Below are 15,199 nucleotides of genomic sequence, written 5' to 3'. Positions count from 1 at the left end.
AAAACCCTTGCGGCCCAAGGGTTTGCGTTGACTTTGTAATTGGAGCGGGTGATGGGAATCGAACCCACGCTATCAGCTTGGAAGGCTGAAGTTCTACCATTGAACTACACCCGCAATGACAATAATTACTATAGCATACATGGAAGCTGCGCGCAATCCCCGGGCCCCACAGGAGGGCTGCCAGCTGCCTTACCGCCTGCTACTTGACCTGCCTTCCCTTGCACCCTGCCCAGCAGCATGCTCGCGTGCTGCCTATCCTGCCAGCCGTCTGCGCCTGCTTACCTGCGCACCAGCTTGCTCTGACCCACCCGCGTGCTGCCGCCGGACACAAGCCTAAGACGATAACCACAGCAGCGGATTTTTGAGAAATACACGCTCGAATTCATTAGCCTTGATCGGTTTACTGAACAGATAGCCTTGACCTTCATGGCACCGCTGCTGCCGCAAAAAGTTCAACTGCTCTAGACTCTCCACCCCTTCAGCCGTAACCTTCAGCTTCAGATGGTGGGCCATGGAAGTAATGGTGGAGACAATCGCAGCATTGTTGCTGTCTTCCAGCACCTCCTGAATAAAGGAACGGTCGATCTTCAGGCGGTCGATCGGCATGTCTTTTAGATAATGCAGGGAACTGTAGCCTGTGCCAAAATCATCGATACTAATGCACACGCCCAGCTGTTTCAACCGCTGGAGTTGGTCAAAAGCAACTTCCTTGTCCAGCGTCATACTCTCCGTGATTTCCAGGTCCACGTATTTCGGATCCAGGCCGATATTGTCCAGGATTGCACCGATTTTCCCCGCCAGGTTCGGCTGCAAAAATTGCCGGAGCGACAGATTGACCGATATGCACAACGGCCGGTAACCGGCCTCCTGCCAAGCCTTGTTCTGCTCGCAAGCCGTCCGGAGCACCCACTCGCCGATCGGAACGATCAGGCCGCTTTCTTCGGCCACCGGGATGAACACCGCAGGCGAAATCAGTCCCTGCTTTGGATGATTCCACCGCAGCAGCGCCTCCATCCCGATCACCTCGCTCGTCTCCAGTTGGACCTGAGGCTGATATTCCAGATAGAACTCTCCGCGTTCCAGCGCTTTGCGCAAATCGTTTTCGATTTTAAGCCGCTCTTTGGCTTTCATCTGCATCGACGGCTTGAAGCGCCGAATCTCCACGCCCTGCTCTTTTGCGTTATGGACCGCCATATCTGCGCTTTGGATCAGCTCTTCCGCCGATTCTCCATCACCAGGATAAATGCTGAGCCCGAGGCTGAACGAAATGTGATATTCCCCCGAGTCTAGCTCAATCGGCTCCTCGAACAGGCGGAGCAGTTCTTTTCCCCGGAGAAGACAGCCCTCCAGACTGGAGCGCTCTGTCATTAAATAAGCAAATTCGTCCGCTCCCATACTGAACAGTTCTTCGTTGCGTCTCCGGCCTGCACTGATGCGCTCCGCCACCTTCTGGATCAGCCGGTCTCCGGCAAGATGTCCAAGCGAGTCGTTGATGTTCTTGAAATGGTTAATATTCATGATCACCAGCGCGGAAAACCCTTTGCTTCGGTCCTTGTCGCTTTCCTTGATGCTTTCCTCCACCCGCTGCGTCAAACGCCGCCGGTTGGGCAGACCCGTCAGGTCGTCATAATAAGCAAGGTCGTTCATTCGCGACTCGGACATTACCTCTTTGTGAAAAGGCTCCTCTACCGTCAGCCGGAATACGCCCGCGAGAAGCAGCGCGTAGGCCACGCATCCAAAAACCGTGCCCAGCAAATAGTCCATCTCGTTCAGGCTGCTGGCGCCGATGTAGCAGGCTTCTCCAAGCGCAAAGCATACCAGCGAACGGACAATAATTAATCTGGAGCATGAACCGTTTTTCGCATCAGGCCGGGCCACAACATAAATCCCAACCAAGTAGATGAGCAGCGTAAGAACCGATACGGATTTGGAGAGAATGCTCAGGATACCGGCATCCGTCAAACGCGGCAGCATCGGGCGGTTAATGGCAAAAGCCACGACAAGCAGTACGGTCACGATGCCAAACACGGTAAACGTGGTATTTTTAAACTCCACAGGTACCGGCTCGTCCCGTTTTCTAAAGATCAGTAAAATCCCGATTGAACCAACCAGCCGCGACAGGCCGAGAATCCATAACGATTCATCCCGGGTAATCAGCGGATTTCCAACCGGAAGGCCAAGATATCCAATGATATGCACAAAGTCAAAAATGCAGATGCCGAGAAAAAGCGCGGAGATATACAGCCTTTGCCGGGAGAGCCGGTCGGAGAACAACAGCATGCCTTGAGCAAAAATCGCAAAACCCATCGCTACAATCACAATGCCGCAAAACAAATAGACGGGCGACAGCCATTCCCCGTACCAACGGTTGAGCGGAGCGTGCGCCAGCTGGATAAACAAAAAGACCAGCGCTCCCCAGGTCGCAGCCTGAAATGTTTTTTTTCCTTCTTGTTCCATAGGGTTCGTCCCTCGCGTCTATACATAGTTTGAAGCCCGGGCGCTTATCCGCCTCTGTTCCCAGGGCGCATGCAAACGTAATACCTGCTTCATCCTTAAGTCCCCTTTATGGTCGAACGCACTCGCCTGTCTCCCAGAAAAAGGTCCTAACTTTAAATATCGGCTGGATAGGCCTGTAAAGTTACAGCGCCGATTCGACATTTGTCAGGTATCGTCATAACGTAACCGAAGAGCTCCTGTTATTATCTTCGCCTATACGCATCCTACTTCGTGTAAATAGCTCTTATCCTTATGTCCGGGGCTGTTTTTTCATCCTTTACTCCGCTTATCCGGAATATGTTTCTTCCTTAATAATGTTGCTTTGGTTTAAACGTTATTCTACTGAACTAAAATTCCCTTAACTCGTTGCTTGTGCCGCTGTCTTGCACAATTTCAAGCTATCCAGCTTTATGAACGCAGAGCCTTCATTCACTCCCCTCTCGATTTGTCTATGATTTATATCACATACACTGTCGGAACTTCCATGCTATATTACGGACAAAATCAATGAGATTGATTCTCAATCTCTTTTGGAGGAGATTAGAAATGGCTGCCTTATCCTGCCCGCTGCTGCAGTTAAAGCCCGGCTCGGCCGGCCGTATTCTTTCCATTCAAGGGATGTCTCCGATCCTGCGCCGCCGGCTGGCGGATTTAGGCGTTGACGAGGGCGTAACCGTCGGACTTAAGCAGAAAGGTCCTCTTCTCGGCCCCATTACCTTGGAATGCAACGGCCAACTGTTCGCCATCCGCCGGAAAGAGGCGGCGCGTATTGAGGTGAAACTCCAATGAATTCCATTGCCCTGTTCGGCAACCCCAATACAGGCAAAACCTCGCTGTTCAATACGCTGACTTCTTCGTATGAATATGTCGGCAATTGGTCCGGCGTCACGGTCGAAAAAAAAGTCGGTACGCTCCGCAAAGGCGGCGGACGCCTGCTGATCGATCTGCCGGGAATTTATTCGCTCCATCCGCTCTCCAAAGACGAAGGCGTGGCAGCCCGCTACCTCGTTGAGGAAGCGCCGGAAGCGATGATTAACATCGTGGATGCTTCCCAGCTGGAACGCAACCTGCTGCTGACCGTGCAGCTGCTTGAATACGGACGCCCGGCCATACTCGGCTTAAATATGACAGATGTTGCGGAAAGCCGGGGAATCCGTGTCAGTCCGGACATTCTGGAACAACGCCTTGGCCTGCCCGTCATCCCCATGGTCGCCCGCAGCGGCAAAGGCACTTCCCAGGTTCTCAGCGTACTGCAGGATGCCTCACGCATTCCCTCCGCCTCATTCCGGCTGGACTACGGTGAAATTGTCGAACGCAGCATAACCGCCATTGAAGCTGAGCTTCAGCATACAGAAGGCCTGCCTAACCGGCGGTGGCTGGCGCTGCAGCTGCTTGAACAAAACCCCGTCGTAACGGAATATCTTAACGGGCGAATGGATATGTCGCGCATCCAGCCGATTTTCAGCGCCTGCCAGTCGGAGCTCCAAATCAAAAAACTGGCGCTTACGCTTCCGCAATGGATCCGCTCCGTTCGCCGTGATTATATTTTATCGGTCCTTCGCGATGCCGTGGATACAACAGCCCGTAAACCGCATACCCTGACCGAACGGCTGGATGCAATTTTGACGCACCGGGTGCTCGGTCTGCCGCTTTTTATCGTGTTTATGTACGCGATGTTTAAATCGACCTTCGACTGGATTGGCGGCCCATTATCCGACCTGCTGGACGGGTTCATTTCAGGGCCTCTGAGCGAGTGGACAGCAACCTTGCTGACCAGTTGGGGGGCTTCTTCTTTCACTCATGCGCTGATCGTCGACGGCATTATTGCCGGCGTGGGCGGAGTAATCGTGTTTATCCCGCAGATTTTCATCTTGTTCCTGATTATTTCGTTTATTGAAGATTCGGGATATATGGCCCGTGTTTGTCTGCTGATGGATAGTCTGATGGAACGCATGGGACTGAACGGCAAAGCCTTCATACCGTTTATTATCGGATTTGGCTGCAACGTTCCCGCGATCATGGCTGCCCGCAGCATTGAACAGCCCAAAGACCGGATGATTACAACGATGCTGCTGCCCTTGATGTCCTGCTCTGCGCGGCTGCCGGTATATCTGCTGTTCGCCGCCGTGTTTTTTCCGGAGCAGCAGGCTGCCGCCGTAATGTCGATGTATGTGCTAGGCGTGGCGCTGGCGCTGGCGCTGTGCAAGCTGTTTTCAAAATATTTGTTCCGCAATGAATCTTCGGTGTTTATCATTGAGCTTCCGCCCTATCGTCTGCCGCAGCTGAAATCGCTGTCCCGCAGCACCTGGGAAAAAGGCAAAGGCTTTTTGCGTAAAGCAGGCACGATTATTCTTGCGGGCTCGGTGCTCATCTGGCTGATGACTTATGCGGGGCCCGGCGGGCTGGATGTCGACATGGAGGCGAGTTATCTCGCCAAATTCGGCGGTCTGATCGCCCCTCTGCTGGAACCGCTTGGCTTCGGAACATGGCAGGCCGGATCGACGCTTGTTCCAGGTTTTTTGGCCAAAGAGGTCATTGTCTCCACGATGAATATCATTTATCATGCTCCTGATACGGCCGGGCTGGAAGCACAGCTTGCCGGTGTTTTTACGCCGCTTGGCTCCATCAGCTTCATGGCTTTTATCCTGCTGTACGTTCCTTGTCTGGCTACTGTAGGCGTTATTAAGAAGGAGACCGCTTCCTGGAAGTGGACGTTTTTCTCAATCGGATACTCCCTGCTTTTAGGTTATTTGGTTGCGCTGGTGATTTATCAAGGCGGCCGTCTGCTGGGATGGTCGTAGTAAATATGGCGTCTGCAGTTTTTTCGTGAAAAATATAAAGTGTTATTCGTTCTGCGGGAGGTTCTGGTTCCGGTGATCATCCGCATCGGACCTAATCCGCATCAGGTCTAACCTATCGGGAGGTTGCCATGATAAATTTTTTGATTGTCGGACTGATCTTCGGGTATGCCGCATGGGTACTGTACCGCCATGTTCAAAAGGGCAAGCAGGGTGCCTGCGGAGGCTGTGACAAAAGCAAGACTTGTGCCGGCGCATCGGCAGATTCCCCTTTTTCCTGCAGCGCCAGTCCGGATGCCCTTTCCGCCCTGATCAAAGGCGACGGAGGGAAGCAGGCCTAGATCCGTTGTTTAATTCCCACGGTACCGGGTATGTATTGTATAAGCAATTACTACATGAACCTACCGAGGAGGGAATCATCATGAATACGAAAAAAACACTGCTGACGACCGTCGCTCTGGGTGCTGCTTATTTGCTGAAAAATAAAGGGACACGCGATAAGATTATGAATGGAATCTCGAGCTTTACTTCGCAAGTGAAGCAAAAGAGATCCGGCAGCGGGGCCATGTAGTTCACGCAGCGGACGCGTACGGAGCGGTTGCTAATGGGGCCAGCCCTTAAAAGACAAACAGCGGGACTCTACAGAGTAATTCTGTAGGGTCCCGCTGTTTCTGTATGTGCTGCTGAGCTATTGACGAAGCGGCAGTGTAATGACAAACTGCGTGCCTTGATTCGGCTGACTGCTGACCGAAACGCGTCCTCCGTGATTTTTTATAATTTTGTCGCTAACAGAAAGACCGAGACCCGTTCCATTCTCCTTGGTAGTAAAAAATGGATTAAACAGCCGGTCAAGCGTGCACCGGTCCATCCCCTTGCCGTTGTCGGAAATGGTAATTCGGACCTCCGCGCCCTCTGCCTTCGCTCCGATTTCAATCCGCCCCTCCTGCTCGTCCCCATTCGCCGTAATCGCTTCCATTGCATTTCGGATCATATTAATGAGCACTTGTTTCATTTGTTTTACATCAATGGTTACCTGGATATCGGGAGCGGGAACATGTAAATGGATTTGGCAGCCTTTCATCAGGGCTTCGCTTTCCGTCAGCAGAATAACTTCTTTGAGCAGCACAGACACACGGGTCGTGCTGACTTGGGGTGTGGAAGGTTTGGAGGAAGACAAAAACTCGTGGATAATGTCATTGGCCCGGTCAATTTCAGCCAGGATGATTTTGGCATATTCATCCTTGCCCAGCTGCAATAAATGAGGACGCAGCAATTGAATGAATCCGCGGATCGCTGTTAGAGGGTTGCGGATTTCATGAGCAATAGAAGCCGATAGCCGGCCAAGGGTAGCCAGATTGTCGTTATGGTACGCGGTTTGTTCAATCCGTTTGTAGTCGGAAATTTCTTTCACGATAAATAGGCAGTGCCGATCCAGGCCGTCTCTCCCAACCGCCTTCACCTGCCAGTAACGCCCGTATTCGTCGGCAAATTCGTGATAGATTTTCTTCTTGTGCAAAAAGTCCCGGCAGATTCTCAACATAACTTTCTTCTTATGCCGGCTTAAGCGGTGATGGAATAGCAGTTCCGTCAAACTTTGTCCCGTCAGCGTATGCCGAGGCGCTTCCAGAATGGAGCACATCATCGAGTTCACGAACTGCAGCCCATTCTCCTCGCTGAATAACATTACGCCGCAATCGAATTGTTCCAAGATACTTTCATAAATACCGTCTTCATACGCGGATTGAAACGATCCTGCCGTGGCCAGCAGCGTTTCTTGATAGTCATGTAACACGATGCGAAGTTCCCCCTTCACTAAATAAAATCGGCGAGCAGACTTACGACATCAAATTACTATGTATTGAAGTATATGACGAAAATACCGGAACATTCGGATGCACCTGATGTATACGCCCTAGCAAAATGCTCTATTTCAATCATATCGAACCGGACAAACTAGCGCAATCGGAGAATCTGTCGAATGGAAAAAATTTATAGAAATAATCCTTTAGTTCCAGTCGGTTTACAAGGAACACATGTTCCAAATCCGGGCAAACCGTTTGCACAATAGGCGGCGGGAATGGTTTTTCAGCTTTACGCAAAAAAGATGAGACCGGTTCTCCGGCCTCACCCTATGTTGTCTGTCAAGTGTTAGCTGTAATGGTTACGTTCTGTACTGTCTTTTAAGCGCCGCCGACATCGATACCCCGAACCAAACTGCGGGAAACCTAGCCAGGCTCACGTCTGCTGCTGCAGCCGTTTCCGCCGCTGGCTCATCACAGCCAGACGCTTCTTGAGCTCACGCTCCCACTTCGTATCCTCTATCTGCTTGGCCACCGCCAGCAGGTCCAGTGCCATATCAATCTGGCTTCGGATAATATCCAGCGGATCTTCCGTCTCCACATTGATGACATTTTCGAATACGGTTGCTTCGTCTTCCATCACATAATCCTGAAAATCGACGTCCGTCACCCCGTCCCCATGCGCATACTCGGCCAGGATTTCATATTCGCTCTCCACTTTGTAATGAACCTCCACCCGGTGGCATACCGGGCAAAACAGCAGCGGAACGTTATGAACCTGCGTACGGTAATGCTTAAGGGTTCCCTTCGTTCCAATCATGCTCGCTCCACAGCAAAAGCTCATGGCTGCTCACCCTCCTTGGTAGATACCGATTCGTTATGTGTGTATTTTACATCGCAGATGCTCACCTTATCATATGGATCCGACTTTAACAAGCTCATTTGCATTAGTGTATTCGGCCTGGACCCCGGTGATTCCTGGTTGTATGCCATATATCAACCTGTTTGAAGCCGGTTTAAACCGCCGCCGGAAATTTTCCTTCCACTTTTGGAAAAAAGCACCGACCTCCCCGGATGCCTCAGCTCGGGAAGTAACATAAAGGAGGCCGTCCCGGCGCTGCAGCGGATCGGGGTTGGCCTCCTTATTTGGAATTGCAAATTTGTTATTGCCGGGCTTCTGCGGCCCGAACGTTGCTTTTGGAATGTATGCTGTGGCGTTTGCCTTCCGGTTACGCTTTGCGGAGCGCAGCTACGATCAGATCGCCCATTTCGGACGTGCTGATGGCCGTGCTTCGATCTACGGCAATGTCTGCCGTCCGATGGCCGGCATTCAGCACGTCCGCCACAGCGGCTTCGATTGCAGATGCCGCTGCTTCGTATCCGAACGTCAGGCGGAACATCAATGCCACCGACAGGATCGTTGCGATCGGATTAGCAAGGCCTTGGCCGGCGATATCCGGCGCCGAACCGTGTACCGGCTCGAAGAGACCGTAGCTGCCTTCACCGAGCGACGCGGAGGCCAGCATGCCGATCGACCCGGTCAGCATAGCTGCTTCATCGCTCAAAATATCGCCGAACATATTTTCCGTCACGATGACGTCGAAACTCGAAGGACGGCGAAGCAGCTGCATAGCGCAGTTATCGACCAGCACATGCTCCAGTTCGACATCCGGATACTCCGGAGCCAGACGGTTAACGACTTCCCGCCAGAGCCGCGACGTTTCCAGCACGTTTGCCTTGTCCACGGAGGCCAGCTTTTTGCGGCGTTTGCCGGCAATTTCAAACGCCTGCCGGACAATCCGCTCCACCTCAGCCGTATTGTAAACGCAGGTATCTACCGCTTCTTCACCCTGCTCCGTTTGACGCCGGAGCTTATCGCCGAAATAGATGCCGCCCGTAAGCTCGCGCACCACCATCAGGTCGGTTCCCTCCAGCACTTCCGGCTTCAGGGTCGACGCTTCCTTCAGGCAATCAAATACAACCGCAGGACGCAGGTTGGAGAACAACCCCAGCGCTTTGCGGATGCCGAGCAGCCCCGTTTCCGGCCGCAGCTCTTTGGGGTTGTTGTCCCACTGGGGACCGCCTACGGCCCCAAGCAGCACAGCGTCGGCGCTGCGGCAGATCTCCAGTGTATCTTCAGGCAGCGGGGTTCCTTTTTCATCGATGGCAATGCCGCCAAAAAGCGCATGCTCCGTTTCAAACGTATATCCAAACAGCTCGCCTGCGGCGAACATTACCTTTTCTGCTTCGGCTACTACTTCAGGTCCGATTCCGTCCCCGGCAATGACCGCGATTTTTTTTGTTTCACTCATTGTCTCTCACTCCTTCGGCTTTATGCCTGCTAAGCAGACTTCGTACGCACAAAAATCTTCTCTATACTGTTGTAACATATCAAGCTGAGATTCGACAAAGATATAGATTCTATGGGCTTAATAGGTTTCGCCTATGATCCTGCCGGCATTTGCCGTTTGCCCCCTTGTCCGCTACAATATTGTCGTAACGGCATGCCATACTATTCGAGGAGTGATGCTAGTGCAATACGCAAAGCTGGGCAAATCGGGAATGAAGGTCAGCCGTCTGTGTCTGGGTACAATGAATTTTGGTCCGCTGACGGATGAGCAGGAAGCCTTCCGGATTATGGACGCGGCGCTTGACGCCGGAGTTAATTTTTTTGATACTGCAAACGTTTACGGCTGGGATCAGCCCGGTCTTACCGAAAGCATCATCGGCCGCTGGTTCAAGCAGGGCGGGGGCCGCCGGGAAAGAGTGGTTTTGGCAACCAAGGTGTACGGCACCATGAAGGATGAAAAAGATCCGAACGACGAACGCGGCTTGTCCGCCTACAAAATCCGGCGTCATCTGGACGCTTCGCTGCAGCGGCTGCAGACCGACCACATCGAGCTGTACCAGATGCACCATATCGACCGCGGCGTCTCGTGGGACGAGCTGTGGGCCGCCTTTGAGCTGGCTGCCGCTCAGGGCAAAATCGGGTACGTCGGGTCCAGTAATTTTGCCGGATGGGATATTGCCGTCGCCCAAGGCGAAGCCAAAGCCCGGGGGTTCTTCGGCCTGGTCTCGGAGCAGCATAAATACAGCCTGAACTGCCGGCTGCCGGAGCTCGAAGTGCTTCCTGCCGCTCAGAATTTGGGCCTTGGCATTATCCCGTGGAGTCCGCTGGACGGCGGCCTGCTTGGACGGAATGCGCTGAAGAAAATTGAAGGCAGCCGGAGCGGCGGTAACACCGAGCGGGTCGAACAGCACCGCCAGCAGCTGGAAGCGTTTGCCGCACTGTGCCAGGAGCTTGGCGAACCGCAGGATAATGTAGCGCTTGCCTGGCTGCTTGCTAACCCTGCCGTTACGGCACCGATCATCGGGCCCCGTACGCTGGAGCAGTTTGAGAGCTCGCTGCGCAGCCTTGAGGTTACGCTGGACGATGCGGTTCTGGCCCGTCTGGACGAAATTTTCCCTGGCCCAGGAGGCGCGGCACCCAAAGCATACGCCTGGTAACCCCCCCTTACTATTGCCCAGCCGCGCAGGAATAGGGGCGGCAACGGCATAACTAGGACATATCATTAAGAACATTACAGGGCGTTATATCAAGGCTCCCATGAGCACTTCATAAGCAATCAAGGATACATCAAAGCGTACATCAAAGCGCACTTCAAAAAGGCCGCTTTATCCCGTTCATACGGAATAAAGCGGCCTTTTGTTATATAGCATTATGTTGGGTTAGAGGTTACTTGGATAATCAGGCCTTAATTGTTTATTGATTTGCGGTGACGCTGCCGTTCGTTGTATGCACCTCAATGGTATACTTGCCGCTGCCAAGCTGTGCGGTGCCGTCATCTTCCCCATCGAGCGTCCAGTTCACGTTGCCTTTAATGGAACCATTGCTGGTCTCGGCCGTGAGCTTAACGTCAGGGTTATCCCGCAGCATCATTTCCACCTTGCCGTTGCTGGTGCGCAGGTTCCAGTTCCCGCCTACAGCGGAATCTGCGATAATTTTACCGTTACTGCTCTTAGCCTGCAGGGCCCCGCCAATATTTGTGAGCGTCAGCGACCCGTTACTGCTGCCAACCTTCGCTTCTCCGCCGATATTTTCAAGCCGAATCGATCCGTTGTTGGATTCTGCCGTCACGCTGCCGCCGATATCGCGGAGGTTGAGCTTTCCGTTTGAGGTGTCTGCCACAACCGACTGGTCCACATTAAAGACTTCAACCGCTCCGTTGCTTGTGTAGACCTCCACTTCCACCTGCTTGGGCAGCGTCACTTTCAGATAGGTGTCCTCACTCCAACCGATCGACCAGTCCGACAGCCAACCTTCTTTTACATCATTTTGACTCAGAATGACCGTATCCTGCTCCGTCGTAACTTTCCAGTTCTCCTGGGTAATCCGGTCTGCTTCCTCTTGGGTAGAGGCCCCCGGCGCTCTCAGACGGCCGTCATAATTCACTTTGCCCCCGTCTGTCCCTTCCGCTGTGACTTTGGCATCGGTCACATGGATTTCCACCTTTTTGATATCTGCGCCTACATCAACGCTGCCGCTAATCGAGCCAGCCAGTGTATTCCAGCCTGTAACCGACCAGCCGCCTATCGACACCCCGCTGAACAGCGTCTGTACACCGCTCCCGGCAGCAAGCAGTACAATCAGCAGGATCGACCAGAAGCTGATCCGGGTTTTGCCTTCGGAGCGGAAAATCACCCGCGCCAGCATCTCCACTCCAAACAAAATAATGAGAATCGGCCATAAGTAAGCCAGCGCTCCATAACCGATTGAACCAAACTGCGCCGCCACCAGTATTACTCCAAGCGCCACGCAGCCAAGCGCAGCCGTCAAACTTCCTATTTTCCACCTGTTCATCCTTTAACCCCGCTTCGTCAGCTTCTTCAAAATCCCGTATGTTTGCCGTTTCGCCGCAGCAGATGCAGCCCATAGCCAATCAGGCCAATTGCCAGCAGCGCGGTGCCGACGTTTTCTTCCATCAGAAACTCCCAGAGATCCGGGAACAGCGTGGTCACCAGCACCAGAACGCCGGCAAGCACACAAGCGCCGCCAACCCAAGCCGGTTTAACTTCATCCCTCGGCACACCCGGCATCATATAAGGGTCATAGTTCCAAGGTGCGCCAAATCCGTCCGGATGCATCATCTGCCGTTCATGTTCCAGCGCCGTCATGCGCAGCCACGTGGCCTTTTGCAGGGCATCGAACATCTGGTAGAACCAGAGGGCGGCAAGCGCAAACGGAAACACCATGGGAACAGCCGGGATAAAAATAATGCATGCGCACGCGCCCAGCATAAACTGCAGGCCCTGTCTTTTATAGCCCAAATAGAGATGGCCGACACCTGGAATAATAGCCAGCATGAACGTCAGCCAGCGTCTTTTTTTGATAATCATTAAGTAACCTCCCGTTACAATCTTATATCTATTGTTTTATTTCCTAGCGCTGGAAAAACGAAGCCACCGAGCTCGACATATGTCCATTCATTTCGGTAATGCCGTATCCTAGTTGCTCAAACACGCCAAACTGGGCAAGCAAAACGGTAAGGCACGCGGCAACGCCGTAATGCACCCAAGACACGCGGCGAACGGGCTGGCGGCGGGCAGCCGGACGAACCGGTTCCTCCTTCTGCCGTTCCTGCTCCAACTCCTCAATCGCGGCCATTACGGAACCGGTAAGGTCCGGAATCTCCTCCTCCGGGGACGCTGCGCCGCCTTCAGCCCAGATCCGGGCCATTTCTTTGGCTTCCTCCAGCCACATCGCGCACTCGGGACAGGTCCGAATATGAAGTGCAACCAGCCTCTCCATATCGTCGGGCAGCAAACCTTCTATATAATGCGGAATCCATTCCTTAATGTAGTGGCAATTCACCGCCATTCCTCTCCCTTCCTGCGCATCATTTGTCTGGCCCGGTACAGCTGGGACTCCACGGTTTTAATGGACACCCCGGTCTGTTCCGCAATCTCCTGATAAGACCGTCGTTTGAAATAATACATCTGTACGACAGAGCGGTAAGGCTCGGACAGGCTGTTCACACTCCGGTCAAGCTCAGCAGCCGTTTCTTTCTGGAGCGCTTCCTCTTCAGGCGTTGTAGAGGTTACCCAGTCATTTTCCGTGTAAGCCGCCGAGCTGCGATGCTTCCATTCTCTATCGTTGCTTCTTTTCCAATCCAGACAAGTCCGGTAAGCGATCCGGTACAGCCAGGTGGAGAAGGCGGATTGCCCCCGGAAGGAGGGGAGCGCTTTATATGCCTTGATAAAAACTTCCTGCGCCAAATCTTTGGCGGATTCAGATTCCCCCGTGATTTTGACGCATACGCGATACACCATGCCTTGATACCGTGTCACCAAATGCGTAAAGGCTTCACGGCGGCCGGCCAGCACGGCGTTTATCCATTCCGTCTCTTCCAGTTTGCTCCCCTCCTCCACTCTATAACGTTAGACGCCGGTGACCTGCGGTCCCCTGCAGAAATAAATATATTTTTTTATAAACGGCCCCATGTCTTTCGGCACCTTAATAATCCTACTATAGGCCCTGTCATTGTTGAAGGAAAATCCGAAGGAAATGTCGAATCTTTATCATCTTGGCCTGTAAACGCCCTAAGGCCAGGAGGCCAGGAGGCCAGGAGGCCAGGAGGCTAGTTGGTCAGAGGGGTAGTAGGTCAGAGCGCTAGTTGGTCAGAAGCCTAGTTGGTCAAACGGTCAGACGGTCAGACGGTCAACAGGCAAACAAGGCCAGAAAACCATTAGGTAAACGAATATAAATTCATTAAGGCCATAATTATTCAAAAATTGAGGCGTGAGTGGTGAAAACTATGATTCGGGCTGTATTGATTGATGATGAACGGCTTGCCGTTAAGAAGCTTGAAATCATGCTGACGGAATTGAATACGGTAACGGTGATCGCCTCTTTTACCGATCCGGTCCAGGCGATACAGGATGCCGAAAATTGGAATGCCGATGTGATTTTCCTTGATATCGACATGCCCGAAATGAACGGGATGCAGGCGGCGGAACGGCTTCAGAAGCAGTGTCCCCGCAGCGAAATCGTATTTGTAACGGCATACAATAACCATGCTCTTGAAGCATTTGAACTGAATGCCCTGGATTATGTGCTAAAGCCGGTCCGCAGCGACAGATTGCTGAAGACGGTTAAACGGCTGGAGGAACGCATCGCCCTGCTTCCCAAAGCAAGTGCGGCGGCTCCCGATCTGATGATCCGCGCTTTTCAGTCGCTCGGGTTTGAACGCGGCGGCGAACTGCTCAGCTCCTTCCGCTGGAGAACGTCCAAAGCCCAGGAAATGTTCGCTTACATGCTGCATAACCGGGACCGGTTTGTCAGTAAAGACAGTTTGATTGAGTTGTTTTGGCCGGATTTTGACTTTAAACGGGCATCAACCCATCTCTATACAACGATCTACCAGCTAAGACAGTCGCTAAAGCATGCCGATATTCAGCTGCAGATCAGCAATGTTAGCGGCGGCGAAGGCTATACACTCGAATCAAGCGGATTTTCCGTTGACACGGTCTTGTGGGAGGAAGGTCTCCAGCAGGCAGGCCCGATTGCTGCGGCCAACGAGGCTGAGCATCAGCGGCTGTTTGAGATGTACACGGGCGATTATCTGGACGATTATGACTATCTCTGGGCGGAGAGCGAACGTCAAAGGCTGCGCACCATCTGGCTGCATCACGCCATTCAACTGGCGGAACATTATACCAGGCGCGGCAGTGTGCCTCAAGCGGTCACCGTATACCAGCGGATAGTCCAGCTGCAGCCATACTATGAGCAGGGCCATCTTGGCTTGATGAAGATTTATCAGCAGATCGGTGAGCGTACCGCTGTAGAGGAGCAGTACCATACGTTAAAATCGATGCTGGCCCGTGAACTCCATGTGGAACCGCCCGAAGCTGTGGAAAAATGGTACGCAGAATGGAAACGTTCCGCTCTTCGTATGCCGTAATACAGATTTTCCCCGCCCAATCCAGCAATCAACAGAGTAAAACAGCAGCACCCCCGGGCCGTCAGGCTGGAGGTGCTGCTGTTTTTTATATGGTCCATTTAGTTGACGGGAAAATCGGATGGGGTGGTCAGGCGGAAACCCGCCC

The 15,199-nt window shown here is 52.9% G+C and carries 14 protein-coding genes and 1 tRNA gene; 6 read left to right on the top strand and 9 right to left on the bottom strand.

Going from position 1 to position 15,199, the window contains the following annotated elements; all coding sequences use genetic code 11:
* Positions 1-40: 40 nt before the first annotated feature.
* Positions 41-114, bottom strand: a tRNA-Gly gene (locus ACE6ED_RS13165).
* 219 nt (positions 115-333) lie between these two features.
* Complete coding sequence (locus ACE6ED_RS13160; protein WP_410827625.1) at positions 334-2,457, bottom strand: putative bifunctional diguanylate cyclase/phosphodiesterase; 2,124 nt, start codon at positions 2,455-2,457, stop codon at positions 334-336.
* Between the two features lie 585 nt (positions 2,458-3,042).
* Here ACE6ED_RS13160 and ACE6ED_RS13155 point away from each other — a divergent pair.
* The 4 genes from ACE6ED_RS13155 (at position 3,043) to ACE6ED_RS13140 (ending at position 5,865) form a co-directional block, all read left to right on the top strand.
* Positions 3,043-3,285 carry a FeoA family protein gene (locus ACE6ED_RS13155; RefSeq protein ID WP_410827624.1) on the top strand — a complete coding sequence of 81 codons (243 nt, stop codon included), beginning with the start codon at positions 3,043-3,045 and terminating at the stop codon, positions 3,283-3,285.
* Positions 3,282-5,297, top strand: a complete 2,016-nt coding sequence (gene feoB, locus ACE6ED_RS13150) for a ferrous iron transport protein B (RefSeq protein WP_410827623.1) — start codon at positions 3,282-3,284, stop codon at positions 5,295-5,297. The genes ACE6ED_RS13155 and feoB overlap by 4 nt, the downstream gene beginning before the upstream one ends.
* Before the next feature lie 128 nt (positions 5,298-5,425).
* The gene (locus tag ACE6ED_RS13145; protein ID WP_410827622.1) at positions 5,426-5,635 is read left to right on the top strand and encodes a FeoB-associated Cys-rich membrane protein; all 210 of its coding nucleotides are present in this window, start codon (positions 5,426-5,428) and stop codon (positions 5,633-5,635) included.
* An 80-nt stretch (positions 5,636-5,715) separates the two neighbouring features.
* Positions 5,716-5,865, top strand: coding sequence for a hypothetical protein (locus ACE6ED_RS13140; RefSeq protein ID WP_410827621.1), 150 nt, complete (start codon positions 5,716-5,718; stop codon positions 5,863-5,865).
* A 117-nt stretch (positions 5,866-5,982) separates the two neighbouring features.
* On the opposite strand, the gene ACE6ED_RS13135 is transcribed toward ACE6ED_RS13140, so the two are convergent.
* The 3 genes from ACE6ED_RS13135 to leuB form a co-directional block, all read right to left on the bottom strand.
* Positions 5,983-7,086 (bottom strand): ATP-binding protein, encoded by a 1,104-nt coding sequence (locus ACE6ED_RS13135; protein ID WP_410827620.1) that lies wholly within the window; start codon positions 7,084-7,086, stop codon positions 5,983-5,985.
* Between the two features lie 443 nt (positions 7,087-7,529).
* Positions 7,530-7,937 carry a hypothetical protein gene (locus ACE6ED_RS13130; protein WP_410827619.1) on the bottom strand — a complete coding sequence of 136 codons (408 nt, stop codon included), beginning with the start codon at positions 7,935-7,937 and terminating at the stop codon, positions 7,530-7,532.
* Positions 7,938-8,322: 385 nt separating this feature from the next.
* Positions 8,323-9,405, bottom strand: coding sequence for a 3-isopropylmalate dehydrogenase (gene leuB, locus ACE6ED_RS13125; protein ID WP_410827618.1), 1,083 nt, complete (start codon positions 9,403-9,405; stop codon positions 8,323-8,325).
* A gap of 220 nt (positions 9,406-9,625) precedes the next feature.
* Here leuB and ACE6ED_RS13120 point away from each other — a divergent pair, with 220 nt between their 5' ends.
* Positions 9,626-10,600 (top strand): aldo/keto reductase, encoded by a 975-nt coding sequence (locus tag ACE6ED_RS13120; RefSeq protein WP_410827617.1) that lies wholly within the window; start codon positions 9,626-9,628, stop codon positions 10,598-10,600.
* A 256-nt stretch (positions 10,601-10,856) separates the two neighbouring features.
* Here ACE6ED_RS13120 and ACE6ED_RS13115 read toward each other — a convergent pair whose 3' ends face one another.
* Genes ACE6ED_RS13115 through ACE6ED_RS13100 form a run of 4 tightly spaced genes read right to left on the bottom strand, consistent with a single transcriptional unit; the run spans position 10,857 to position 13,522 of the window.
* Positions 10,857-11,954 carry a DUF4097 family beta strand repeat-containing protein gene (locus ACE6ED_RS13115; protein WP_410827616.1) on the bottom strand — a complete coding sequence of 366 codons (1,098 nt, stop codon included), beginning with the start codon at positions 11,952-11,954 and terminating at the stop codon, positions 10,857-10,859.
* A gap of 26 nt (positions 11,955-11,980) precedes the next feature.
* On the bottom strand, positions 11,981-12,490 hold the full coding sequence (locus tag ACE6ED_RS13110) for a hypothetical protein (protein ID WP_410827615.1): 510 nt from the start codon (positions 12,488-12,490) through the stop codon (positions 11,981-11,983).
* A gap of 43 nt (positions 12,491-12,533) precedes the next feature.
* Complete coding sequence (locus ACE6ED_RS13105; protein WP_410827614.1) at positions 12,534-12,971, bottom strand: zf-HC2 domain-containing protein; 438 nt, start codon at positions 12,969-12,971, stop codon at positions 12,534-12,536.
* The gene (locus tag ACE6ED_RS13100; RefSeq protein WP_410827613.1) at positions 12,962-13,522 is read right to left on the bottom strand and encodes an RNA polymerase sigma factor; all 561 of its coding nucleotides are present in this window, start codon (positions 13,520-13,522) and stop codon (positions 12,962-12,964) included. The genes ACE6ED_RS13105 and ACE6ED_RS13100 overlap by 10 nt, the downstream gene beginning before the upstream one ends.
* 386 nt (positions 13,523-13,908) lie before the next feature.
* Here ACE6ED_RS13100 and ACE6ED_RS13095 point away from each other — a divergent pair, with 386 nt between their 5' ends.
* A complete protein-coding gene (locus ACE6ED_RS13095; protein ID WP_410827710.1) occupies positions 13,909-15,054 on the top strand; it encodes a response regulator in 1,146 nt (381 codons plus the stop codon).
* The last annotated feature ends 145 nt before the right edge of the window (positions 15,055-15,199 follow it).

It is taken from the genome of Paenibacillus nanchangensis, assembly GCF_046543445.1.
In the GTDB taxonomy this organism is placed as follows: Bacteria; Bacillota; Bacilli; order Paenibacillales; family Paenibacillaceae; genus Paenibacillus_AQ; species Paenibacillus_AQ nanchangensis.
Note: the sequence above shows the minus strand (reverse complement) of the source record. Positions and strands in the feature narration are given on the sequence as shown.

Bases quoted from the DNA above. Each gene is read 5' to 3' on its own strand.
- ACE6ED_RS13155 (WP_410827624.1), top strand. From the start codon at position 3,043: ATGGCTGCCTTATCCTGCCCGCTGCTGCAGTTAAAGCCCGGCTCGGCC.
- ACE6ED_RS13105 (WP_410827614.1), bottom strand. From the start codon at position 12,971: ATGGCGGTGAATTGCCACTACATTAAGGAATGGATTCCGCATTATATA.
- feoB (WP_410827623.1), top strand. From the start codon at position 3,282: ATGAATTCCATTGCCCTGTTCGGCAACCCCAATACAGGCAAAACCTCG.
- ACE6ED_RS13140 (WP_410827621.1), top strand. From the start codon at position 5,716: ATGAATACGAAAAAAACACTGCTGACGACCGTCGCTCTGGGTGCTGCT.
- ACE6ED_RS13145 (WP_410827622.1), top strand. From the start codon at position 5,426: ATGATAAATTTTTTGATTGTCGGACTGATCTTCGGGTATGCCGCATGG.
- ACE6ED_RS13110 (WP_410827615.1), bottom strand. From the start codon at position 12,490: ATGATTATCAAAAAAAGACGCTGGCTGACGTTCATGCTGGCTATTATT.
- ACE6ED_RS13095 (WP_410827710.1), top strand. From the start codon at position 13,909: ATGATTCGGGCTGTATTGATTGATGATGAACGGCTTGCCGTTAAGAAG.
- ACE6ED_RS13130 (WP_410827619.1), bottom strand. From the start codon at position 7,937: ATGAGCTTTTGCTGTGGAGCGAGCATGATTGGAACGAAGGGAACCCTT.
- leuB (WP_410827618.1), bottom strand. From the start codon at position 9,405: ATGAGTGAAACAAAAAAAATCGCGGTCATTGCCGGGGACGGAATCGGA.
- ACE6ED_RS13160 (WP_410827625.1), bottom strand. From the start codon at position 2,457: ATGGAACAAGAAGGAAAAAAAACATTTCAGGCTGCGACCTGGGGAGCG.
- ACE6ED_RS13115 (WP_410827616.1), bottom strand. From the start codon at position 11,954: ATGAACAGGTGGAAAATAGGAAGTTTGACGGCTGCGCTTGGCTGCGTG.